A 22,930-nucleotide genomic window follows, 5' to 3' on the forward strand; every position below is an offset into this window, starting at 1 on the left:
GGGGGCTCCGCCCGCGCACGAAGGTGCGAGGAGGAGCGTGCGAGCCGGCCCCGCGAGCGGCGCGCGGTGCCCGGGCCGCGGCGGATCCCCTGTACCGTGAGGCGGTCATGACCTGGTCCGCGGCCGCACTGCCGATCGCGGTCGCCGTGCTCGTCGTGCTCGTGCCGGGCGGCGCCCTCGCCGTGGCGCTGCGGCTGCGGGGTGCGGTCGCCCTCGCCCTCGCCGGTCCGCTCGGCTTCCTCGTGCTCGGGCTCGCAGGCGCCGCCTTCGGCGCCGTGTCCGTGCCGTTCGGCTGGTGGTCGGTGGCGCTCACGACCGTCGTCGCCGGGGTGGTGCTCGTCGGCGTCCGGCTGCTCGCGGCGCTGCGCGGCGCGCCGCTGCCCGTCTGGGGCTCCTGGCGGCCGGCGGCGTTCCTGCCGGTGCTCGCCGCGGTCGTCGTCGCGAGCGCCGCGGTCGGCATCATCGCGTTCGCCGCGGTGCCGAGCCCCGCCCGGATCAGCCAGACGTACGACGCCGTGTTCCACCTGAACGCCGCGGCGTCGATCGTGCAGACGGGCGACGCGTCGAGCCTGCACCTCTACCGGCTCACGAACCCGACGAAGACGACGGCCTTCTACCCGGCCGTCTGGCACACGATCGTCGCGCTCGTGGCGCAGCTGACCGGTGCGCCGGTGACGGTCGCGACGAACGCCGCGTGGATCGGCACGGCCGGCCCGGTGTTCGCCTCGGGCTGCGCGTTCGCCGCGGGCACGCTCTTCGGCGGGGCGGGCTTCCGCCGCGAGGAGGCACCCGCGCTCCAGCGGACACTCGTCTCGGCCGTCGCGGCGCTGCTCGCCTCCGCTTTCGTCGCGTTCCCCTACCTGCTGCTCGACTTCGGCACGCTCTACCCGAACGGCCTGGCGTACACGACCCTGCCCGTGGGCCTCGCCCTCGTCGCGGCGGCGGTGCCCTGGCCGGACCGCAGCCCGTGGCGCCCCGAGGTGCCGGCGCCGCGGTGGCGGGTGCTCCTGCTGCTGCTCGGCTGGCTCGTCGCGGCCGGCTTCACGCATCCGCGCTCGATCGTGTCGCTCCTCGTGCTCGCGGCGCCGCTGCTCGTGGCCTGGTTCAGCAGCCGCATGGGCGCGCTCGCGGCGACCGGGCCGCAGGGGTGGCGGCGGGCGCGGCGTGGCTGGGTGCTGCTCGTGCTCGGGGTGATCGTCGTCGCGGGCCTCGCCCTCGCGGCGGTGCTCGCCTACTACGACGTCGGCCGCCGCCCGATCTCGGACCATCTGAACGGCGGGCCGGCCCGCGCGAAGGAGCAGCTCGGGCAGGCGCTGCTGCAGGGGCTGCTCGCGACGAGCCTCGTCTCCCCCAGCCAGTCGCCGCTGCCCCCGTCGGGGCTGCTCGCCGCCGTGGCGCTCGCCGGCCTCGTCGCGCTCGCGGTGCGGCCCGGGCTGCGGTGGGCGGCCGTCAGCTACCTGCTCGTCGTCGTGCTCTACGCCTTCGCCGCCGGCAGCGACAGCGACTTCGCGAAGCTGCTCACGGGCCTCTGGGACAAGGACAAGTTCCGCATCCTCGCGATGCTGCCGACGATCGGCGCGCCCGTCGTCGCCTGGACCCTCACCGCCGGCGCGCTCGAGGTCGCGGGGGCGCTCCGGCGCCGCGGCCTCCGCAGCAGCGAGCCGCGGCCCCGCACGCTCGTCGTCGCGGCGACCACCGTCGCGCTCGTCGTCGCACTCGTCACGTGGCTCGGACCCGCTCAGCGGGGCGTGAGCGACGCGATCGGCACGGTCTTCTCGCTCCCCGCGTCCGACAAGGGCGGCCTCCTGCTCGATGCGGCCGAGGTGCAGCTGCTCGAGCGCCTCGACCGGTACGTGCCGCCGGGCGAGGTGATCGCGGGCAACCCCTGGAACGGCAGCGCCCTCGCGATGGCCCTCGGGGACCGGCGGGTGCTCTTCCCGCACCTCGGCGGCTACTGGGGCGACGAGCGCAAGACGATCGCGGGAAGCCTCGACAGGTACGCGACCGATCCGGCCGTCTGCCGCGCGGTGCGGGATCTCGATGTGCACTGGGTGATCGGCGATCCGGAGCGGCTGCACGGCGACCGGAAGGCCGCGAGCGCGTTCTACGGCATCGACCGGGCGAGCCACGGCCGGGGCGTGCAGCTGGTCGCGACGTCCGGCACGACGAGGCTCTACCGGCTCACGGCCTGCTGGGGCTGACGGCGTCCTTCTGCGCGCAGCTGCGCGCACCGCTGCGGCTCGAGCGCGGCGCCGCTCCCTACGCGGAGAACGCCTGGATCAGCGTCATGAGGAGCTGGATCGACCGGGCGAGGATGAGCCCGATCAGGTAGAGCGCCCCGCAGAGCGCCCAGAAGCGGTTCACCGTGAGCAGCCACTTCGCGCCGCGGTACGCCATCGCGGTGATGAGCGGCACGACCGCGACGAGCGCCGGCAGGTTCGGGTCGATCACGACCCGCAGCCCCGAGAAGGTCCACCAGGCGGCGAAGAGCACCGTCGAGCACGCGGCCGCCCAGAGCTCGATCGGCAGGCGGCGGGCGACGACGAGCGCCTTCGGGCCCACCTCCTCCGGCCGCGGCACGACGAAGTAGCGCACGACGCCGGTGCCCGCGGCGAGGAAGAGGAACGCGGCGAGCGCGACGGTCGTCAGCGTCGCGAAGTGCCACGCGGCGAACACGATCGACGGCTGCTCGAGCAGCGGCACCATCGGGTGCGGCGTGAACTCGGGCAGGAACTCGGCGACGCGCGCGGAGTAGGCCGGCAGGCCGAGGTCGGCGAGCCAGACGAGCTGCCCGGCGGCGAACGCCGCGAGCCAGGCACCCGCGAACGACAGCAGGTCCTTGACGCGGTCGAGCGGGCGCGGCCCGTCGGGCGCCGGGAACAGCAGCAGCGCGACCAGGAAGCCCGGCAGCGCGAGCGCCGTGAGGAAGTGGAAGACCGCGGCGGCGCCGAGCAGACAGGCGGCGAGCAGCCGGCGACGCGGCAGCACGACGAACGAGGCGGCGAGCAGCGACGCGGCCACCCAGCCCCCCGTCGCGATGCTCGGGCCGTAGACGATCGCCGTCGGATCGGCGCGCAGGTTCAGGGCGAGGATCGCGAGCACGGCGCCGAGGCCCGCCCATCGCCCCGCGGCGCGGCGGCCGAGCACGAAGAGGCTCACGATGAGCAGCGCGTGGAAGGGCAGGATCAGCGCCCGCGCCACCTCCACGGGCAGGTGGAGCAGGTCGAGGCTCCGCTGCTCGGCGGCAGTGACCGGGGCGATCGCGAGCACGGCGAAGAAGATCGTGACGTGCACGGCGAGCAGCACCGCGAGCACGACGGCGAAGAGCACGTCGGCCCGCGTGCGGGTCCGCGCGACGCGGAGGGACGGGGCGACGACGGTGTCGCGGAGTCGAACCACGGAGGTCACGGCGTCGAGGGTAACCGGCGGGCGAGCAGGAGCAAGGCGTTTCGCGCGGGCGCGTTTCCGCCTGCGCAGAGCGGTGCCGCTCAGCGCAGTGCCGCCTGCACGGTCCGATGGATCGCCGTCCAGTCGGGGTGGAGCACGTCCTGCACCCGCGGGGGCACGAACTCGATGGTCGTCTCCTTCTGGGTGCGGGCCTTCACGGCGAGCCCGGCGATCTCGCCGAGCAGCCCCTGCGGGATGTCGGTGTCGACCGCGAGCGCGCCGGCCTTCGCGATCTTGTCGAACCTCGTCAGCAGGGTGATCGGGTTCATCTGGTGCAGCATCGCGGTCTCGAGCTCGCGCTGGCGGGCCATGCGCCCGTAGTCGCCCTGCGCGTCGCCGTACCGCGATCGGGCGTACCACAGCGCACGGTTGCCGTTCAGGCGCTTCCGGCCGGGCTCGATCCACACCTTCACGCCGGTGAGCGTGCCGTTCACCATGTGGCCGCCGATCGGGATGCGCTGCTTCACGTCGACGGTGACGCCGCCCATCGCGTCGATCAGCCGGCCGAACGACTCCATGTCGACGAGCACGTAGTACTGGATGCGGATGCCGAGCGCGCCCTCGACCGCGTCGCGCGTGGCCTCGATGCCCGGCTTGCTGAACTGCTTCGTCGCGTCGGGGTAGAGCCCCGGGTACTTCAGCTGCACCTCGGTGTAGATGGAGTTCAGCTGGCAGACGTCGACGTCGCAGTGGTCGGCGTGCCCGTAGCCGTTCGGGTACTTCTTCAGCATCGGCGAGCCGGGGGCGAAGGGGATGTCGTTCATCTCGCGGGGCAGCCCGAGCTGCACCATCTTCCCGGTGAGCGCATCGAGGCTCACGACCGAGATGCTGTCGGGGCGCAGTCCGAGCCGGCCCGGTCCCGCGTCGCCACCGAGCAGCAGGATGTTGTAGCGGCCGTTCTCCGGCAGGGCGTACCGGCCGCTGCCGAACACCGAGCCGATGGTGCCGCGGGCGATGCCGGCCGCGTAAGCGCCCCAGGCGCCGCCGCCGACGCCGATCACGAGGCCGACGACGAGCAGCAGCGCGGTGCCGACCCGGGCGACCGGCCGCACCCGCACGAGGCGGAGCAGCCGGAAGGTGCTGACGGTGAGCACGACCTCGAGCACGGCCCACCCGCCGAGCAGCACCTGCAGCACCGTGAGGCCGACGACGTTCGTGAAGACCGTGAGCGGCACCTGCGGCAGCAGGAACCAGAGCACGACGCCCGCGAGCGCCGCGATCCAGAACGCGAGCCAGACGCCGAGCGCGAAGCGACCGAGGCGCCGGTTCCCGGCGAGCGCCTGCGGAGCGCCCGGGATCAGCAGGTGCAGCACAGCGAGCCACCAGGCGCGCCGCGTCATGAGCGGGACGTTCAGCGGATCGGGGTCGCGGAGCATCGCCCGCGTGGCGCCGCGGCCGGAGGGCCGGGGTGGGGCGCCTGCGGTCCAACGGGTGCCGGTGGCGGTCACGACCGCGCCGTCGCCGCCTGCTGCGCCAGGGCCGAGTCCTTCGCCGCGACCTGCCGCTCGAGGTCGGCGCGGTAGTCGGCGAGCGCGGCGGCGAGGCGCTCGTCGGCGGTCGCGAGGATGCGCACGGCGAGCAGGCCGGCGTTCGCGGCGTTGCCGACCGCGACCGTCGCCACCGGGACGCCGGTCGGCATCTGCACGATCGAGAGCAGCGAGTCGAGGCCGTCGAGGTGCTTCAGCGGCACGGGGACGCCGATGACGGGCAGGGTCGTCGCGCTCGCGAGCATGCCCGGCAGGTGCGCCGCTCCCCCGGCGCCGGCGATCACGACGCGGATGCCGCGGCCGGCGGCGGCCTCGGCCCAGTCGAGCATCGCGCGGGGCGTGCGGTGCGCCGAGAGCACCCGGGCCTCGAACGGCACGCGGAACGCGGTCAGCTGGTCGGCCGCGGCGCGCATGACCGGCCAGTCCGAGTCGCTGCCCATGGCGAGGCCGACGATCGGGGTCTCCTCCGGCATCGGGCTATCGTACGGGCGCGTCGTCGAAGTGGGCGGCGGCGGCACGCGCGCGGTAGACGACGTCGTCGAGGTCGTCGCCGGCGGCCGTGACGTGGCCGATCTTGCGGCCGGGGCGCGGCGTCTTGCCGTAGAGATGCAGCTTCACGGTGGGGTGCTCGGCGAGGAGACCCGGCACGCGCGCGTCGAGGTCCCCGTCGGCGGGGCCGCCGAGCACGTTCACCATGACGCTCCACTCGTCGCGGCGGCCGGTGGCGCCGAGCGGCAGGTCGAGCACCGCGCGCAGGTGCTGCTCGAACTGGCTCGTCGTCGCGCCGTCGATCGTCCAGTGACCGGAGTTGTGCGGCCGCATCGCGAGCTCGTTCACGAGCACCCGGTCGTCGATCGTCTCGAACAGCTCGACGGCGAGCACGCCGGTCACGTCGAGCTCGGCGGCGATGCGCATGGCGAGGTCGCAGGTGACGACGGCGAGCCGCTCGGCCGCGCCGGGCGCGGGGGCGAGCACCTCCCGGCAGACGCCGCCGCCCTGCACGGTCTCGACGAGCGGCCACGCGGAGATCTCGCCGGAGGGGCGCCGGGCGACGAGCTGCGCGAGCTCGCGACGGAACGGCACGAGCTCCTCCGCGAGCAGCGGGCCCTCGGCGAGCCAGTCGTCCGCCTCCGCGGCGTCGGTGACGACGCGGACGCCCTTGCCGTCGTACCCGCCGCGCGGCGTCTTCACGACCGCGCTGCCGCCGACCTGGGCGAGGAACGCGGCGAGCTCGGCGCGGTCGGTGACGCGCGCCCAGACGGGCTGCGGCAGCCCGAGCGCGTCGAGCCGCTCGCGCAGCACGAGCTTGTCCTGCGCGTGCGCGAGCGCGTGCGGCCCCGGTCGGACCGCGACACCGGTGTCCACGAGGGCGCGGAGCACCGGCTGCGGGACGTGCTCGTGGTCGAAGGTGACCACGTCGACGTCCCTGGCGAACTCGAGCACCGTGTCGGCATCGGTGTAGTCGCCGACCCGCGTCACGGCGACGCGCGCCGAGGCGTCGTCCGACTCCCCCAGCACGGCGATCTCGATGCCGAGCCCGACGGCCGCGGGGATCATCATCCGGGCGAGCTGGCCGCCGCCGATCACACCGACGCGCATGTTCCCTCTTCCTACGCGCCCGCCGAATCCCGCAGGTCTGACCGGGATCTCAGCGCAGCGCCGCTTATGCTGCCTCGTCGTACCGCGGGAACCCGTCCGGGAACCGCCGAAGACCTCGAAGAGAGCGTATGACGACACCGATGACCTCGGCCCTCGCGCCCGAGCGGCAGGGGCTGTGGGCGCAGCTGACGAAGTTCGCGCTCGTCGGCGGTGTCGGCTTCGTCGTCGACGTGGGCGTGTTCAACCTGCTGCGCTTCACGGTGCTCGATCCGGCGCGCATCCACGAGGGGCCGCTGATCGCCAAGGCGATCTCGACCGCGCTCGCGATCATCGCGAACTGGATCGGCAACCGGTACTGGACGTTCGGGCCGCACCGCAGCACGCGCAGCGCGACCGAGGGCGTCGAGTTCCTGCTCGTGAGCATCCTCGGCATGCTCGTGGGCCTCGCCTGCCTCTGGGTGTCGCACTACCTGCTCGACCTCACGAGCCCCCTCGCCGACAACATCTCGACGAACGTGATCGGCCTCGTCCTCGGCTCGATCGTGCGCTTCGCCCTCTACCGGCACTGGGTGTACCACCCGGCCCGCCGCAACCGCGTCTCGGACGCGGCGACGGCGGAGTAGCTCCCTCTCCCCCGCCACCGATTCGGTTCACCGGCGAGCCCGCCAGGGATTCGGCCGGCCGGCGGGATCCGCTGCCGTCGTCCGAATCGCTGGCGCGAGGGCCGGGCGCGTCAGGCGAGCGGCGCGCCCGCGGCCAGCATCGCCCGCACGGTCGCGAGGCACTCCGGCCAGTGGTGCAGCAGTCGGTCGGAGGCGAAGCGGATCGTCCGGTACCCCTGGCGGACCGCGGCAGCGTCGCGGGCGCGGTCCTTACGCATCTGCGTCGGCTCGGCGTGCTGGGCGCCGTCGAGCTCGACGATGAGCCAGCCGTCGATCAGCAGGTCGACGCGGCCGACGCCGTCGATCGCGACCTGCACCGCGCACTCGATCCCCTCCTCCTCCAGGAGATAGCGCGCGATCGACTCGAGCCCTGACTCGCTGCGCCCGTCGAACCGCCGCCGGATCCGGCGGACGACGCGGCGCGGAAGGCCTTCGACGATCGTGTCGAGCAGGCGGCGGCTGATGCGGCGCTGGTGCAGGGCCGAGTCGCCGACGGCCACCGCGAGCTCTGGCGGCAGGTCGGCGAGGGCATGCTCGAGCGCGGCGGCGAGCGGCATGACGGGGAGGAACGCCGCTCCCGTCGCCGGCCGCGTCGAGAACGACGACGTCCAATGCGCCTCGACGTCGGGGGACGCCGGCGGATGCGCCTTGGGAGCGACCGCGATGTGGAGTCTCGGATCCTCCGGTACCCAGAGACCGTGGTGCTGAAGGGCGGTGACACCCGTGGCGACGCCGCCTGCGCGAACCGCGGCGACGAGTGCGGGTGGCGCATCCGGACGCGCGAAGTATCCGATGCGCACCCGCTGCAGTCGGCCTTCGGCGACCTGCCGGTCGATCTCGACGCGGGTGAAGCCCCAGCGCGTGAGCTGCTGACGGGTGGCGATCGGGGCGAGCAGTGCCGGCATGCCGCGCATCGTCACGCTGCCGGGAGCATCCGGGCCCGGCTGTCCAGTTCTGCAAACGCTCCGGCACCCGTCCGATGCGCCTGGGGAGGAGCGGATGCGTCCCTGACCGGTCGCCACGGATTCGGTTCAGCCGCCGATCCGCACCGGATTCGGTTGCGGGACGGGATCCGCGGTCGTGGACCGAATCGGTGGCTGGCGGGGCGCGGGGCGCGGGGCGGATCAGCCCGCGCGGCGGGCGAGCGGCGTGCCCGCCGCCTGCTCGATGAGGTCGGTGACCGCGCGCTGCACCATGCGCGCCCGCGGCACGTCGCGGAGCGTGATCTGGCCGTCGGCGCCGGCGTGCACGATGACGTCGCCGCTGCCCGTGAGCAGCTGCAGCGGGCCGCGCCGCAGCGTGGCCTCGGAGCCGCGGCCGAGCAGGAACTCGCTGCGCTCGCGCACGACGAAGCCGTGCTTCACGATGAGGCGTCGGGTGGTGATGATCGTGATGCGGTTCAGCCACAGCAGCAGCGGCAGCCCGGAGCACGCGACCACGAGCACCGCGGCGAGGATCGGCAGCGCCGCGTTCAGCCACGGCTCGGGCAGCCGTCCCCAGTAGTAGCCGGTGCCGAAGCAGAGCACGAGGAACGCGGCGGACGGCCAGACGAGGTGGCGGGCCGAGCGCCGCAGCCGCACGATGACGTGCTCGGGCGTCTCCCGCGAGGACGGGCTCGCCGGACGTCGCTCGGGCCGTGCCGGAGCCGCCCGGGTCGTCCCCCCGATCGCCATGTCCCTATTCATACCTGAGGTGCTCGACGTCGCCGCTCGCCACCGCGGTGATCCGCGAATCCGCCTCGGCGCGCACCTCCACGCGGCCGTCGGCGTCGATGCCGACCGCCGTGCCGACGAGCGCCGTGCCGTCGGGCAGCGACACCCGCACGGCACGCCCGATCGTGCCCGAGATCGCGAGCACGGCCTCCCGCACACCGCTCGCGTCGGGGTCCCCCTTCGCCGCGGCGAAGCGCTCCGCGAGCGCGAGCAGCTCGGTCAGGTACGCGGCGAGCAGCAGGTCCGGATCCGTGGGGCCGCCCTCGATCGCGAGCGAGGTCGCGGTCGGCACCGGCAGGGCCTCCTCGGCGAGGCGGTGGTTCAGGCCGGTGCCGATCACCGCGCCCCCGTCCGGCAGCGCCTCGGCGAGCACGCCGCAGATCTTCCGCCCGCCGACGAGCACGTCGTTCGGCCACTTCGTCGAAGCGGCGACGCCGAGCCCGGCGAGCGCCCGGGCCATCGCGGTGCCGGCGAGCAGCGACAGCCAGCCGAGCCGGTCGCGCGGCACCGCGGGACGCAGGAGCACGGACACCGCGAGCGAGGCCCCGGGCGGCGCGGTCCACGCCCGGCCGAGACGGCCGCGACCCGCGGTCTGCACGTCGGTGACGAGCACCGAGGGCGCCGGCCAGCCGGCCTCGTCGGCGGTCGCGAGGCGGACGAGCTCGGAGTTCGTCGAGCCCGCCTCGTCGAGCCACTGCAGGCGGGCGACGAGCGCGGAGGAGCGGGGCAGTTCCACCCGCCGCAGCCTAGGCGGCCGCCCCGGATCCGCCTCGGGCCCGGCACTAGGCTCCCTGCTCGTGACCGACACCGACGAGGCTCCGGCGAGCTCACCGCTCTCGACCGCGGAGCGGATCGCCGATCTCCGTGAGCGCTATCACGAGGCCGTGACCGCGAGCGGCGAGGCCGCGATCGCGAAGCAGCACGCCAAGGGCAAGAAGACCGCGCGCGAGCGCATCGAGCAGCTGCTCGACCACGGCACGTTCGTGGAGCTCGACGAGTTCGTGCGGCACCGCACCCACGCCTTCGGCATGGAGAGCCGCCGGCCCTACGGCGACGCCGTCGTCACCGGCGTCGGCGAGATCCACGGCCGCCAGGTCGCGGTGTACAGCCAGGACTTCACGATCTTCGGCGGCTCCCTCGGCGAGGTCGCGGGCGAGAAGATCATCAAGGTGATGGAGCACGCCCTGAAGACGGGCGTGCCGATCATCGGCATCCTCGACTCGGGCGGCGCGCGCATCCAGGAGGGCGTCGTCGCGCTCGGCAAGTACGGCGAGATCTTCCGCCGCAACACGGCCGCGTCGGGCGTCATCCCGCAGATCTCGATCGTGATGGGGCCGGCCGCCGGCGGCGCCGTCTACTCCCCCGCCCTCACGGACTTCGTGATCATGGTCGACAAGACGAGCCAGATGTTCGTCACCGGCCCCGACGTCATCAAGACGGTCACGGGCGAGGACGTCGGCATGGAGGAGCTCGGCGGCGCGTACACGCACAACACGCGCTCCGGCGTCGCCCACTACCTCGCGCCCGACGAGGACGACGCGCTCGACTTCGCGCGCACGCTGCTCGGCTACCTGCCGGACAACAACCTCACCGACCCGCCGACCTACGCGTCGACCGCGGAGATCGAGGTGAACGACTCCGATCGGCGCCTGAACACGCTGATCCCGGACAGCCCGAACCAGCCGTACGACGTGCACGAGGTCATCGAGGCCCTCGTCGACGACGGCGAGTTCCTCGAGACGCAGGCGCTCTACTCGCCGAACATCGTCGTCGGCTTCGGCCGCGTCGAGGGCCGCACGGTCGGCATCGTGGCGAACCAGCCGAGCGCCATGGCCGGGACGCTCAACATCGACGCCGGCGAGAAGGCCGCGCGGTTCGTGCGGTTCTGCGACGCGTTCTCGATCCCGATCCTCACCCTCGTCGACGTGCCGGGCTACCTGCCCGGCACCGACCAGGAGTGGACCGGCGTCATCCGCCGCGGCGCGAAGCTGCTCTACGCCTACGCCGAGGCGACCGTGCCGCTCGTCACCGTCATCACCCGCAAGGCGTACGGCGGCGCGTACATCGTCATGGGCAGCAAGCAGCTCGGCGCCGACCTCAACTACGCGTGGCCGACCGCGGAGATCGCCGTCATGGGCGGGCAGGGCGCGGTGAACATCCTCTACCGCGGCGAGATCCGCCGGGCCGAGGCCGCGGGCGAGGACGTCGACGCCGTGCGGACCCGGCTCGCGAACGAGTACACGTACAACGTGGCGAGCCCGTTCCTCGCCGCTGAGCGCGGCGAGCTCGACGGCGTCATCGAGCCGGCCGCCACCCGCATCACGGTCATCAAGGCGCTGCGCGCGCTCCGCACGAAGCGGGCGAGCGTGCCGCCGAAGAAGCACGGGAACATCCCGCTGTGACGGATCCCGCGCAGCCGCACGTGCTGGGCGGCTCGGCGACCGACGAGGAGACCGCCGCGATCGCCGCCGTGTTCGCGCAGCTGCTCGTCGAGCGGTCAGCCGCGCCCGAGCCGCTGCCGCCGGGCCGCAGCCGATCGGCCTGGGAGCGCGGCATGCGCCCCGTGCGGCTGCCGCTCGAGGGCCCCTGGCGCGGCGCCTGACCCCGCGCCGGAGCACCCGGGGGAACGGGAAAGGGGCCGGCCTCCCCAGACCGGCCCCTGTACACCCCGGATCACGGACAACCCGAATGCCCAGCGATCCGCCCCCGACGCCACGCCTGCTTACCCTGATCGGCGCGGCGTCCGGAACACGCGCCCCGTAGGTGCGGAGCGCGGTGCACTCCATTGTGAACGGTCCGCGCGCGGTGCGCAGTCGGCCTTCCGGAGGACAATCGGGGTACAAAATCAGGCGGACCGGTCTCCCTTGCCGCCGAAGCATTCCGCGCGGCGGGACTAGGTCGTGGTCACGGGGACCGCAGCCGCCGTCGGACGGTCGAGCTCGAGCCACAGGTCGACCTGCTCGTCGTCGTCCTCGAGCCCGAGCGCGGCGGCCGTGGCGTCGACCGAGATACCGACGACCGTCACGGCCTTGTCGGACCCCTTCGGCGCGGTGCGCAGGATCAGCCGGTCGGACGAGACGCCCGCGATCGCTGCAGCGGCGGCGTCGAGCACGGGTTCGAGCAGCGCCGGGTCCATGTCGTCGAGGCCGCCGTCGTCGAGCACCTGCACGACCGCGCCGCGTCGGCGGGCCGCCATCACCTCGCGCCGCACCGCGTCGTTCAGCAGGTGACGGCCGCGGATCTCGTCGCGGATCGACTGCTCGAGCACGCGGCACTCGCGCCGTGCCGCCTCGTCGAGGTCGCCGTCGACCGCGGCGATGTGCCGCAGCATCGGCAGCGCCGTCCGGCTCGTCTGCGTGAGCCGGACCTGGCGCTCGAAGTGGTGCGCGTCCTGAGCCGCCTGCCACTCGACGGCCTCACGCTCCGCGCGGGCGAACTGCCGCACGTCGAGCGCCGCACGGGCGAGCGCCCGCGTGAAGACCGCCGCGATCGCGACCCAGACGACGTCGCCGAGCAGGCCGAACCGGGTGATCGCGGTGAGGTCGTGCGTCCAGAGCACGGTCTGCGCCGTGACGAGGCCGAGCCCGAACCAGGCGTAGGCGACGTGGCGGCGCACCGCGGTGATGGTGAGCAGGGTGCCGATCGCCGCGACGTACCAGGTGCCGTACCAGGAGTAGCCGTCGAGGGCCGACGGCGGGATGGTGCTCGAGCCGAGCAGCGCGATCGACAGCGAGAGCCCGACGTTCAGCCCGGCGAGCCACACGGGGATCTCGACGCGACGGCCGATCCCGAGCGAGAGCGCGGTGGCGACCACGAACAGCACGAGCGCGAGCACGACGCGCTCGGGGTGCGCGAGCGCGACGGCGGCCTGCTTCGCCGTGTCCCCCGGCTCCGGCACGAGCAGGGCCACGACACCGAGGACGACGTGGTACAGCGAGAACGCGGCGGTGACGGTGACGAGCAGGCGCCGCGGCAGCGTGATCATCGCGCCGCCGCCGTCTGCTCGGCGCGCTCGACGACCGCCCTCGCTGCGGCGGGCCACGACAGCACGACGCGGGTGCCGGCGCCCGGCGCGGTGTCGATCTCGACCTCCGCGCCCGCGTGACGCGCGCGCTCGACGATCGAGACGCGGACGCCGAGCCGCTGGCTGCCGATCGCGGCGGGGTCGAACCCGCGGCCCGTGTCGGCCACCTCGACGCGCAGGGCGCCGTCACCGAGTCCCCGCACGACGACCGAGCGCGACAGGTCCTCGCCGCCCGCGTGCTTGACGCTGTTCATCATCGCCTGGGCGGCCGCGGCCGCGAGCGCGTCGGCGACCTCGGTGGGCAGCTCGACGCCGGCCGTGTCGTCGCTCGCGAAGGTGAAGCGGTCGGCGACGACCGCGGCCTCGTCACGGATGCGGGCGAGCAGACCGGAGAGCGGCACGCGCGGCCCGGTGCCGGCGGCGACGGTGGCGCGCGTCAGGTTGCCCATCGCCTTCCGCGCCATCGTCGCGGCGAGCGCCGTGGCGTCGGGGGTGGTCGCGGCGGCCGCCGAGAGGAAGGTCGTGAGGACGGAGTCGTGCACGAGGGCGTCGGTCGCGACGCGCTCGGACTCCATCGCGAGGTCCGTCTGCGCGGCGGCGTAGCGCTGCAGCGCGTTGTTCTGCGCCTGATCGACGCTCGCCGCCGCGAGCCGCACCGCGACCGTGAGCACGAGCAGCACGATGTCGAGCGCGAAGGCGTAGACGGCGTCGAGCGTCGCGCGGAGCGCATCGACGTCGCCGCCGGCCGGCGACGAGCGCAGCACGCCGATCGAGACCGCGACGAGCAGCGCGTAGAGGGCGGGCACGCCCCAGCGGCGCCGCGCGACGACGACGAACCCGGCGGGCACGGTCGCGACCTGCACGATCCACGGCGTCTCGCCGTGCACGAGCCCGTCGTGCGGAGGCACCACGCTCGGCCACAGGGCGAGCGCGAGCAGGTAGGCGACGGCCGCGGTGAGGAAGATCGGCCGCGTCCACTGCCGCAGCACGGCCGCGAGGCCGGCGACGGTGATCGAGCCGAAGACGAGCAGCAGCACGGTGACGCCGAGCGGGGTCCCCGTGTACGACCACTGCCCGACCAGGGCGGGCACGCTCTGGAAGCTGAAGAGCACGCCGAACACGCTCATCGCGACGGCGAGGGTGACCTCGACGCGGCGCGAGCCGACCGGCGAGACGAACACCCGGCCCCGATCCGGGACCGAGCGCTGCGCGCTGGGCGCCTGCTCAGTCGTCATCGTCGACCGCGTCCGCATCGAGGTTCGGCAGGATGCCGTCCTCGACCGCGCGGCGGAGCAGGTCGACCTTCGTCGGCGCGGGCCGGCCGACCTCGACGTACTTCACGCGGATGCGGTCGAGGTACTCGCGGACCGTCGACGGGGCGATGCCGAGCTGCTCGGCGACCATGCGCAGGGGCAGGCCCGACGCGTAGAGGTTCAGCACGTCGCGCTCGCGCCGGCCGAGCTGGGCCTTCGCGAACTCGACGTCTGCGTCGATCGCGCTCGCCCACTCGAGGTTGTTCAGCACGTCGCCGCGGGCGACGGTGCGGATGGCCGCCATGACGGTGGCGGTGGCGGCCGACTTCGGGATCACGCCGGCGGCACCGGCGGCGAGCGCCTCGCGGACGCCCGCGGCGCGGTCGGCGATCGAGTGCACGAGCACGGCGGCGCCGGTGGCCTGGATGGTCTTCACGTTGTCCGTGATGCTCGAGCCGTCGCCGAGCGAGAGGTCGAGCACGACGACGTCGCACTCGCGGCCCGCGAGCTTCGAGACGAGCTCGGCGACGGTGGCGCCCTCCTCGACGAAGGTGAAGCCCTCGCGCATGCAGGCGGCGAGGAGGCCGAGGCGGACGGACTCGTGGTCGTCGACCACGGCGACGCGGACGGTCTCGGTCGAGGTCTCGGTCGGATCGGTGGCGGTCATCATGTTCGGCTCCAGACGGACGGACGCGGGAAGTCTAGGTCGCCGGGGGACAGGCTGGACCGTCCGGCACACCCCCAGCGCGAGGCGCTCCGCGACCCCAGTTCGGGGCGAGCGCCCGCCTCAGGCGCGCTCGAGCGTCGCGACGGCCTCGAGGTGGTGGGTGTTCGGGAACAGGTCGAACGCCTCGAGGCGCGCAGGCCGCCAGCCCGACTCGGCGAACGTGCGCAGGTCGCGGGCGAGCGCGACGGGGTCGCAGGCCACGTAGACGACGCGAGCGGGCTCGAGCCGCGCGATGGCGTGCACGACCGCGGCACCGGCGCCGGACCGGGGCGGGTCGAGCACGACGACGGCGCCCGGCCGGGCCTCCTGCTCGCCGTCGAGGAAGGCGTCGACCCGGGCGGCGACCGCGTGCGCGGCCGGGAGGTCGGCGAGGTTGTCGCGGGCGTGCCGGGAGGCCACCCCGTCGGCCTCCACGGTCGTGACGGCGGTCGCGGGGCCGCCCGCGTCCGCGAGGGCCGCGGCGAGCAGGCCGACCCCGCCGTAGAGGTCGAGGTGCGAAGCGGCGGGGTCGAGGCCGGCGGCGGCCCGCCTCACCGCGTCGCTCAGCACCGCGGCCGCGGCGGGGTGCACCTGCCAGAAGCCGCGGGCGTCGAGCACGAAGCGCCGCTCCCCCACCCGCTCGACGACAGCGTCGTGGTGCGCGCGGTGCCCGGCGAGCAGGAAGGGCTCCCCCTCGCTCGGTGCGACGAGGTCGACGGCCTTCGCGCCGCCCGGGACCCGGCGCGGCAGCAGGGCCTCGAGCGGCTCGACGGCGAGCGGCAGGTCGGCGACGGGCACGACGTGCCGGCTGCGGGCGGCGTACGGCCCGGGCCGGCCCGCGCGATCGACGTGCAGGCGGATGCGGGTGCGCGAGCGGGTGCCGTCCGAGCGGCCGGGAACGGCCCGCACCTCGGGCGCGAGCGCCGCCACGTCCTCCTCGGACAGGCCGCCGGTGCGCCGCAGGGCGTCGGTGAGGACCGTGGTCTTCAGCGCCCGCTGCCGCTCGGGGGCGATGTGACCGAACTCCGCGCCGCCCGCCCGCTCCACCGGGTCGCGGTCGAGCGACGCAGCGGTCCAGACGTGCGGTCGCCGGTCCGGCGACGCCTCGAGCACGGCGACCGTGTCGGCGCGGAGGAAGCGCTCGTGCCGGTCCTCGATGACCCGGGCGCGCACCCGCTCCCCCGGCAGGGTGTCCGCGACGAACACGACGCGGCCGTCGAGGTCCGCGACCGCCACGCCGCCGTGGGCGATGCGGAGCACGTCGAGCTCGAGCTCGCATCCCTCGAGCCGCTGCGGTTCCGCCACGGGTCCACCTCAGCACATCGTGCGTCACTACCGTGACGGGATGCGTCTCGTGCTCGCGTCCACCTCGCCCGCGCGGCTCGCCCTGCTCCGCGCCGCGGGCATCGAGCCGGACGTGCGGCCGTCCGAGGTCGACGAGCCCGCAGCGGTCCGCGCGGCCGAGGAGGCCGCCGGTGCCCCGCTGCCCGCGGCCGAGATGGTGCAGCTGCTCGCGCGAGCCAAGGCCGAAGCCGTCGCAGCGACGCTGCCGCGCTCCGACGCGCTCGTGCTCGGCGGCGACTCGGCGTTCGTCTACGACGGCCGCATCCACGGCAAGCCCGGCACCGCCGAGGCGGCGCTGCGGCGGTGGCGGGAGCAGCGCGGCCGCTCCGGCGTCCTGCACTCCGGGCACTGGCTGATCGACCTGCGGGACGGCAGCGGCGCGGGCGTCGGCACGAGCGCGCTCGTCGAGTTCGCCGACGACCTCGATGACGACGAGCTCGCCGCCTACGTCGCGACCGGCGAGCCCCTCGCCGTCGCGGGCGCGTTCACGATCGACGGCCTCGCAGGACCCTTCGTCCGCCGCATCGAGGGCGACCCGTCGACGGTCGTCGGGCTCTCGCTGCCGGCGCTGCGCGACCTGGTCCGCGCCGCCGGGGTGGCGTGGCCGGACCTCTGGCGGCCGGAGCTGCGGCGCGCCCGTCGTCCCGCGCTGTAGCCGTCCGCTTGTAGGCCTTCCACCGCCGATCGGAGGGAGGTCTGTGCCGAGGCACCAAACGGACACCCTGCGTGGTGGTTACAGTGAGGAATCATGACGTCGGAGCAGCGCCGGATCACGAAGGTGCTGATCGCCAACCGCGGAGAGATCGCCGTCCGGGTCATCCGGGCCGCGCGGGACGCGGGCATCGCGTCCGTCGCCGTGTACGCCGATCAGGACCGCGACGCCCGGCACGTGCGTCTCGCCGACGAGGCGTACGCACTGAACGGCACCACGAGTGCCGAGACCTACCTCGTGATCGACAAGCTGCTCTCCGTGGCGCGGCGCAGCGGCGCGGACGCCGTGCACCCGGGCTACGGGTTCCTCTCCGAGCGCGCGGACTTCGCGCAGGCGGTGATCGACGCCGGGCTGATCTGGATCGGTCCGCCGCCCGCCGCGATCGACGCGCTCGGCGACAAGGTCACCGCGCGGCACGTCGCGGAGCGCGTCGGCGCCCCGCTCGCGCCCGGCACCCTGAACCCGGTCGAGACCGCCGACGAGGTCGTCGCGTTCGCCGACGAGGTCGGGCTGCCCATCGCCATCAAGGCCGCCTTCGGCGGCGGCGGCCGCGGCCTGAAGGTCGCCCGCACCCGCGAGGAGATCCCCGAGCTCTTCGAGTCGGCGACCCGCGAGGCGGTCGCTGCCTTCGGCCGCGGCGAGTGCTTCGTCGAGAAGTACCTCGACAAGCCGCGCCACGTCGAGACGCAGTGCCTCGCCGACTCCTTCGGCAAGGTGGTCGTCGTCTCGACCCGCGACTGCTCGCTGCAGCGCCGGCACCAGAAGCTCGTCGAGGAGGCGCCCGCGCCGTTCCTCACCGACGCGCAGCGCGACCTGCTCTACTCCGCCTCCAAGGCGATCCTCGCCGACGTCGGCTACATCGGCGCCGGCACCTGCGAGTTCCTCGTGGGCGCCGACGGCACGGTGTCGTTCCTCGAGGTGAACACGCGGCTGCAGGTCGAGCACTGCGTGTCCGAGGAGGTCACCGGCCTCGACCTCGTTCGCGAGCAGTTCCGCATCGCCGAGGGCCGTCCGATCGGCTTCGACGACCCGGTGCCGCACGGCCACTCGATCGAGTTCCGCATCAACGGCGAGGACCCGGGCCGAGGCTTCCTGCCCTCCCCCGGTCCCGTGCAGGCGTTCCGCGTGCCGGGCGGCCCCGGGGTCCGCGTCGACTCCGGCGTCACCACCGGTGACGTCGTCTCCGGCTCGTTCGACTCGATGCTCGCGAAGCTCGTCGTCACGGGCTCGACCCGCGAGGAGGCGCTCGCACGGTCGCGCCGCGCGCTCGCCGAGTTCGAGGTCGCCGGGTTGCCGACGGTCATCCCGTTCCACCGCGCCGTGGTGCGCGACCCCGCGTTCACCGCCGAGGACGGGCGCTTCACCGTGCACACGCGGTGGATCGAGACCGAGTTCGCCAACACGCTCGAGCCGTGGAGCGGCTCGCTCGGCGACCAGGACGCCATCGCCGCGCCCGACGACCGGCATCGCGTCACGGTCGAGGTGAACGGCAAGCGCATCGAGGTGTCGCTGCCCGCCGCGCTCGCCCGCGGCGAGGTGCAGGCCGCGCCCGCGCCGCCGCCCCGCCGTCGCGCCGCCGCCGGTCGTGCGACCGCCGCGACGGGCAACGCGGTGAAGGCGCCGATGCAGGCCACCGTCGTCAAGGTGGCGGTCGAGCCCGGCCAGCGCGTGGTCACGGGCGACCTCGTCGCCGTCCTCGAGGCGATGAAGATGGAGCAGCCGCTCACCGCGCACCGCGACGGCGTCGTCGGCACGGTGTCGGCGACGGCCGGCACGACGGTCTCCTCCGGCACGGTGCTGCTCGAGATCCTCGACGAGGCCCCGGTCCCTGCCAACGCCTGACCGGCGCTGCACTCGCGGATCCGGAGATCTCTCGCGGATCCGGAGTTCCTGACCGACACGCCGCCGCCGGAGCCGCACCAGCGGCGTGTCGCCGGCTTCTTCCGGATCCGCGCAAGGAATCCGGATCCGCGAAGGTGAGCGTCCGGGTCAGGCGACGATGTGCATCGCCCGCGCCGCGTCGGTGATCGCGCCCGACAGCGACGGGTAGACGCTGAAGGCCCGCGCGAGCTGGTCGACGGTGAGGCGGTGCTCGACGGCGAGCGTGATCGGCAGGATCAGCTCGCTCGCCCGCGGCGCCGCGATGACGCCGCCGATCACGGTGCCCGAACCGGTGCGCGCGAACAGCTTCACGAAGCCGTCGGAGACGCCCTGCATCTTCGCGCGCGGGTTCGACGAGAGCGGCAGCTTGTAGACCTCGCCCTGCGCGATGCCGTCCTCGATCTGCTTCTGCGACCAGCCGACCGTCGCGATCTCGGGCTGGGTGAAGACGTTCGAGCTGACGTTGCGCAGCTCGAGCGGGTTCACCGCGTCACCGAGCGCGTGGAAGACCGCGGTGCGGCCCTGCATCGAGGCGACGGAGGCGAGCGGCAGCGACGTGGTGCAGTCCCCGGCCGCGTACACGGACGGCCGCGAGGTCGAGGCGACGCGGTTCACGCGGATGTGGCCGGACGGCACGAGCTGCACGCCCGCCTCCTCGAGGCCGAGGCCCGCGGTGTTCGGCACCGAGCCGACCGCCATGAGGCAGTGGCTGCCACGGATCTCGCGGCCGTCGGACAGCTCGGCGACGACCTCGTCGCCGTCGCGGCGGACCGAGACGGCACGGCTGCGGGACAGGATGTGCATGCCGCCGCGGGTGAAGACGTCCTCGAGCAGCGCGGCCGCGTCGGCGTCCTCGCCGGGCAGCACGCGGTCGCGGCTCGACACGAGCGTCACCTCGCTGCCGAGCGCGAGGTAGGCGGAGGCGAACTCGGCGCCCGTGACGCCGGAGCCGACGACGATGAGGTGCTCCGGCACCTCCTCGAGCTCGTACAGCTGCGTCCACGTGAGGATCCGCTCGCCGTCGGGCTGCGCCGACGGCAGGCGGCGCGGGCTCGCGCCGACCGCGACGACGATCGTGTCGGCCTCGATCTCGTCGAAGTCGGTGGCGGTGCGGCCGCGCCCCGTCGAGACGACGACCCGGCTCGGTCCGTCGAGACGCCCCTCGCCGATGACGATGCGCACGCCGGCCTGCTCGATGGTGCGGCGCATGTCGTCGGACTGCTGCCGCGCGAGCGCCCGGAGGCGGCGGTTGACCGCGCCGAGGTTGACCGCCACGTCGGGTCGCGCCGCACGTCCGGACTCGTTCGGCAGGAAGAACTGCACGCCGAGGTCGGAGGCGCCGGGCACGGCGCCGCTCGCCTCGGCGGTGGCGATGAGCGTCTTCGAGGGCACCACGTCGGTGAGCACGGCGGATCCGCCCACCCCGACCCGCTCGACGAGGGTCACGTCGGCGCCGAGCTGCGCGCCGGCGAGGGCCGCCTCGTAGCCACCGGGGCCGCCGCCCAGCACCGCGATGCGCTGCTTGCGCTCGAACTCGTACGCCATGCCCCCATTCTTCCGGGTGGAGCCGCGGCGTCGCGCGGACGGGCCGCGAGCCGGGCCGATCAGCGCCGTCTCTCCCTAGGCTGGCGGCATGGCCGAGCCCTCCCTCGACGATCTCGAGACCCCGCCCACCGCCGTCGCCGAGCTGGCCGCCGCCGCGCTCACCGAGCGCACGGGCGTCGAGCGCCACGACCTCGCGCTCACGCTCGGCAGCGGCTGGGGCGCCGCCGCACGGCGGCTCGGCGAGGTCGTCGCCGAGGTGCCCGCCGCCGACGTGCCGGGCTTCAGCGTCTCCGGCGTGCCGGGACACCCGGGCACCCTCACCTCGATCGCGCTGCCGAACGGCCTGCACGCCCTCGTGATCGGTGCGCGGACGCACTTCTACGAGGGCCGCGGCGTCCGACGCGTCGTGCACAGCGTGCGCACCGCGGCCGTCGCGGGCGCGCGGGTGATGGTGCTGACGAACGGCGCCGGGGGCATCGACCCCGCCTGGGCGCCGGGCACCCCGGTGCTCATCCGTGACCACATCAACCTCACCGCGGCGTCGCCGCTCGAGGGACCGACGTTCGTCGACCTCACGGACCTCTACTCGGCCCGCCTCCGCGGCCTCGCGCAGGAGGTGGACCCGTCGCTCGCCGAGGGCGTCTACGTGCAGTTCCGCGGACCGCACTACGAGACGCCCGCGGAGGTGGCGATGGCGCGCACGATCGGCGGCTCGATCGTCGGCATGTCGACCGCGCTCGAGGCGATCGCCGCCCGGGAGGCGGGCCTCGAGGTGCTCGGCCTCTCGCTCATCACGAACGCCGCGGCGGGCGTCACGGACCAGCCGCTCAGCCATGCGGAGGTGCTCGCCGCGGGCCGCGAGGCCGAGCCGCGGCTCGCCGACCTGCTCGCCCGCATCGTCGACCGCGTCGCCCGCGACCTGGCGGCCCGGCCGTGAGCGACCTCGAGACCGCAGCGCGCCAGTGGCTCGCCATCGACCCGGATCCCGCGACGCGGGCCGAGGTCGAGGCGCTGCTCGCCGACCACGACGAGGCGGGCCTCGCCGACCGCTTCGGCACCCGGCTGGTCTTCGGCACCGCGGGCCTGCGCGGTCCGCTCGGCGCGGGCCCCAACCGGATGAACCGCGTGGTCGTGATGCAGACGTCCGCGGGGCTCGCCCGGTTCCTCGCCCGCCGCAGCGGCACGCCGACCGCGGTCGTCGGCCACGACGCCCGCCACAACTCGGCCCGCTTCGCCCGCGACGCCGCCGAGGTGCTCGCGGCCGCGGGCGTCGCGGTCGTGCTGCTCCCCCGCGCCCTGCCGACGCCGGTGCTCGCTTTCGCGGTCCGCGCGCTCGGCGCCGACGCCGGCGTCATGATCACCGCCTCGCACAACCCGGCGCCCGACAACGGCTACAAGCTCTACCTGGGCGGCCCGGACGAGGGCGCGCAGCTCGTCGCGCCCGACGAGGCCGCGGTGCTCGCTGAGATCGAGCACGTCGTGGCCGCCGGTGGCCTCCCGCCGACGTCGTCCGAGGTGCGCATCGCGGGCGAGGACCTGCTCGACCGGTACGTCGCGGCGACGGCCGCGCTCGCCGCCACGGGGGCGCGTCCGGCGCTGCCGTGGGTCTACACGCCGATGCACGGCGTCGGCCTCGAGACGGTGCGCCGCGTGCTCGACGCCGCGGGCCTGCCCGCACCGGAGGTCGTGCCGTCGCAGGCGCAGCCCGATCCCGACTTCCCGACCGCGCCGTTCCCGAACCCCGAGGAGCCGGGCACCCTCGACCCGGCCTTCGCCGCCGCGACCGCATCGAAGGCCGCCCTCGTGCTCGCGAACGACCCGGACGCCGACCGGCTCGCGGTCGCGCTGCCGGAGGGCGACGGCTACCGGCGGCTCACCGGCAACGAGGTGGGCCTGCTGCTCGGCTGGTCGGTGGCGGAGCAGGCGGACAGCGGCACGCTCGCCACCTCGATCGTCTCGACGCCGGGTCTCCGCCGCATCGCCGACCGCTTCGGCCTCGGCTACACGGAGACGCTCACCGGCTTCAAGTGGATCGGCCGCGCCCGGGGCCTCGTGTTCGGCTTCGAGGAGGCCCTCGGCTACCTCGTCGCACCGGCGATCGTGCACGACAAGGACGGGATCTCCGCCCTGGTCGTCCTGCTCCGCGAGGCGCTCCGGCTCGCGGATCGCGGCAGCGACCTGACCACCCGGCTCGCCGAGATCGAGGCGGCGATCGGCCGGTTCGACTCCGACCAGGTGTCGGTCCGCGTCGTCGACCTCGCGCGCATCGCGGCGCTCATGGCCCGGCTGCGGTCCGACCCGCCGACCGCGGTCGGCGGCCTTCCGGTGACCGCCGTCGACGACCTCCTCGAGGGCGGCGAGCTGCCCCGGTCCGACGTGCTGCGCATCTCGTTCGACGCGGGCGCCCGCCTCGTCGTGCGGCCGAGCGGCACCGAGCCGAAGCTGAAGGCGTACCTCGACGTGTGGTCCGACGCGGGCTCGCCCGAGGAGCGACGGGCCGAGACCGACGGCCGGCTCCGCGCCTTGCGCGACGGCGTCCGGGCGCTGCTCGCCTGAGC

The 22,930-nt window shown here is 74.5% G+C and carries 20 protein-coding genes; 8 read left to right on the forward strand and 12 right to left on the reverse strand.

Annotated elements, in window-relative coordinates; translation table 11 throughout:
• Positions 1 to 107 precede the first annotated feature (107 nt).
• On the forward strand, positions 108 to 2,201 hold the full coding sequence (locus QDR37_RS03900; protein ID WP_279712264.1) for a DUF6541 family protein: 2,094 nt from the start codon (positions 108 to 110) through the stop codon (positions 2,199 to 2,201).
• A 58-nt stretch (positions 2,202 to 2,259) separates the two neighbouring features.
• Here the strand turns inward: QDR37_RS03900 and QDR37_RS03905 are convergent, their stop codons facing one another.
• The 4 genes from QDR37_RS03905 to QDR37_RS03920 form a co-directional block, all read right to left on the reverse strand.
• Complete coding sequence (locus QDR37_RS03905) at positions 2,260 to 3,408, reverse strand: hypothetical protein (protein ID WP_279712265.1); 1,149 nt, start codon at positions 3,406 to 3,408, stop codon at positions 2,260 to 2,262.
• Positions 3,409 to 3,488: 80 nt separating this feature from the next.
• Complete coding sequence (locus tag QDR37_RS03910; protein WP_279712266.1) at positions 3,489 to 4,895, reverse strand: LCP family protein; 1,407 nt, start codon at positions 4,893 to 4,895, stop codon at positions 3,489 to 3,491.
• Entirely contained in the window at positions 4,892 to 5,407 is a 516-nt protein-coding gene (gene purE / locus QDR37_RS03915) for a 5-(carboxyamino)imidazole ribonucleotide mutase (protein WP_279712267.1), read from the reverse strand. Before purE ends, QDR37_RS03910 begins: the two co-directional genes overlap by 4 nt.
• A gap of 4 nt (positions 5,408 to 5,411) precedes the next feature.
• Positions 5,412 to 6,533 (reverse strand): 5-(carboxyamino)imidazole ribonucleotide synthase, encoded by a 1,122-nt coding sequence (locus tag QDR37_RS03920; RefSeq protein WP_279712268.1) that lies wholly within the window; start codon positions 6,531 to 6,533, stop codon positions 5,412 to 5,414.
• Positions 6,534 to 6,673: 140 nt separating this feature from the next.
• On the opposite strand from QDR37_RS03920, the gene QDR37_RS03925 reads away from it, so the two are divergent.
• The gene (locus tag QDR37_RS03925; RefSeq protein WP_279712269.1) at positions 6,674 to 7,156 is read left to right on the forward strand and encodes a GtrA family protein; all 483 of its coding nucleotides are present in this window, start codon (positions 6,674 to 6,676) and stop codon (positions 7,154 to 7,156) included.
• Positions 7,157 to 7,266: 110 nt separating this feature from the next.
• On the opposite strand, the gene QDR37_RS03930 is transcribed toward QDR37_RS03925, so the two are convergent.
• The 3 genes from QDR37_RS03930 to QDR37_RS03940 form a co-directional block, all read right to left on the reverse strand.
• On the reverse strand, positions 7,267 to 8,100 hold the full coding sequence (locus QDR37_RS03930) for a DUF559 domain-containing protein (RefSeq protein WP_279712270.1): 834 nt from the start codon (positions 8,098 to 8,100) through the stop codon (positions 7,267 to 7,269).
• Positions 8,101 to 8,319: 219 nt separating this feature from the next.
• Positions 8,320 to 8,868 carry a PH domain-containing protein gene (locus QDR37_RS03935; protein WP_279712271.1) on the reverse strand — a complete coding sequence of 183 codons (549 nt, stop codon included), beginning with the start codon at positions 8,866 to 8,868 and terminating at the stop codon, positions 8,320 to 8,322.
• Between the two features lie 4 nt (positions 8,869 to 8,872).
• Positions 8,873 to 9,643 (reverse strand): biotin--[acetyl-CoA-carboxylase] ligase, encoded by a 771-nt coding sequence (locus QDR37_RS03940; protein WP_279712272.1) that lies wholly within the window; start codon positions 9,641 to 9,643, stop codon positions 8,873 to 8,875.
• 61 nt (positions 9,644 to 9,704) lie between these two features.
• Between QDR37_RS03940 and QDR37_RS03945 the strand changes: the two genes are divergently transcribed.
• Together QDR37_RS03945 and QDR37_RS03950 are read left to right on the forward strand one after the other, a co-directional pair.
• Positions 9,705 to 11,309 (forward strand): acyl-CoA carboxylase subunit beta, encoded by a 1,605-nt coding sequence (locus QDR37_RS03945; protein ID WP_279712274.1) that lies wholly within the window; start codon positions 9,705 to 9,707, stop codon positions 11,307 to 11,309.
• A complete protein-coding gene (locus QDR37_RS03950) occupies positions 11,306 to 11,509 on the forward strand; it encodes an acyl-CoA carboxylase subunit epsilon (RefSeq protein ID WP_279712275.1) in 204 nt (67 codons plus the stop codon). The genes QDR37_RS03945 and QDR37_RS03950 overlap by 4 nt, the downstream gene beginning before the upstream one ends.
• Positions 11,510 to 11,800: 291 nt before the next feature.
• Here QDR37_RS03950 and QDR37_RS03955 read toward each other — a convergent pair whose 3' ends face one another.
• The 4 genes from QDR37_RS03955 to QDR37_RS03970 all read right to left on the reverse strand — a co-directional run bounded on the left by QDR37_RS03955 (position 11,801) and on the right by QDR37_RS03970 (position 16,195).
• Positions 11,801 to 12,892, reverse strand: a complete 1,092-nt coding sequence (locus QDR37_RS03955) for a hypothetical protein (protein ID WP_279712276.1) — start codon at positions 12,890 to 12,892, stop codon at positions 11,801 to 11,803.
• Complete coding sequence (locus tag QDR37_RS03960) at positions 12,889 to 14,166, reverse strand: ATP-binding protein (protein ID WP_279712277.1); 1,278 nt, start codon at positions 14,164 to 14,166, stop codon at positions 12,889 to 12,891. Before QDR37_RS03960 ends, QDR37_RS03955 begins: the two co-directional genes overlap by 4 nt.
• Positions 14,156 to 14,854, reverse strand: coding sequence for a response regulator transcription factor (locus QDR37_RS03965; protein WP_279712278.1), 699 nt, complete (start codon positions 14,852 to 14,854; stop codon positions 14,156 to 14,158). The genes QDR37_RS03960 and QDR37_RS03965 overlap by 11 nt, the downstream gene beginning before the upstream one ends.
• Before the next feature lie 117 nt (positions 14,855 to 14,971).
• The gene (locus QDR37_RS03970) at positions 14,972 to 16,195 is read right to left on the reverse strand and encodes a class I SAM-dependent RNA methyltransferase (protein ID WP_279712279.1); all 1,224 of its coding nucleotides are present in this window, start codon (positions 16,193 to 16,195) and stop codon (positions 14,972 to 14,974) included.
• A gap of 40 nt (positions 16,196 to 16,235) precedes the next feature.
• Between QDR37_RS03970 and QDR37_RS03975 the strand changes: the two genes are divergently transcribed.
• Entirely contained in the window at positions 16,236 to 16,889 is a 654-nt protein-coding gene (locus QDR37_RS03975; RefSeq protein WP_279712280.1) for a Maf family protein, read from the forward strand.
• Between the two features lie 93 nt (positions 16,890 to 16,982).
• Positions 16,983 to 18,788: a biotin carboxylase N-terminal domain-containing protein gene (locus tag QDR37_RS03980; RefSeq protein ID WP_279712281.1), complete on the forward strand. Its 1,806-nt coding sequence runs from the start codon at positions 16,983 to 16,985 to the stop codon at positions 18,786 to 18,788.
• 147 nt (positions 18,789 to 18,935) lie between these two features.
• On the opposite strand, the gene QDR37_RS03985 is transcribed toward QDR37_RS03980, so the two are convergent.
• Positions 18,936 to 20,372 (reverse strand): NAD(P)H-quinone dehydrogenase, encoded by a 1,437-nt coding sequence (locus QDR37_RS03985; protein WP_279712282.1) that lies wholly within the window; start codon positions 20,370 to 20,372, stop codon positions 18,936 to 18,938.
• Between the two features lie 88 nt (positions 20,373 to 20,460).
• On the opposite strand from QDR37_RS03985, the gene QDR37_RS03990 reads away from it, so the two are divergent.
• Both QDR37_RS03990 and QDR37_RS03995 read left to right on the forward strand, forming a co-directional pair.
• The gene (locus QDR37_RS03990; RefSeq protein ID WP_279712284.1) at positions 20,461 to 21,309 is read left to right on the forward strand and encodes a purine-nucleoside phosphorylase; all 849 of its coding nucleotides are present in this window, start codon (positions 20,461 to 20,463) and stop codon (positions 21,307 to 21,309) included.
• The gene (locus tag QDR37_RS03995) at positions 21,306 to 22,928 is read left to right on the forward strand and encodes a phospho-sugar mutase (protein WP_279712285.1); all 1,623 of its coding nucleotides are present in this window, start codon (positions 21,306 to 21,308) and stop codon (positions 22,926 to 22,928) included. The genes QDR37_RS03990 and QDR37_RS03995 overlap by 4 nt, the downstream gene beginning before the upstream one ends.
• Positions 22,929 to 22,930: the final 2 nt, after the last annotated feature.

This window comes from Amnibacterium sp. CER49 (assembly GCF_029846255.1).
Lineage (GTDB): Bacteria > Actinomycetota > Actinomycetes > Actinomycetales > Microbacteriaceae > Amnibacterium.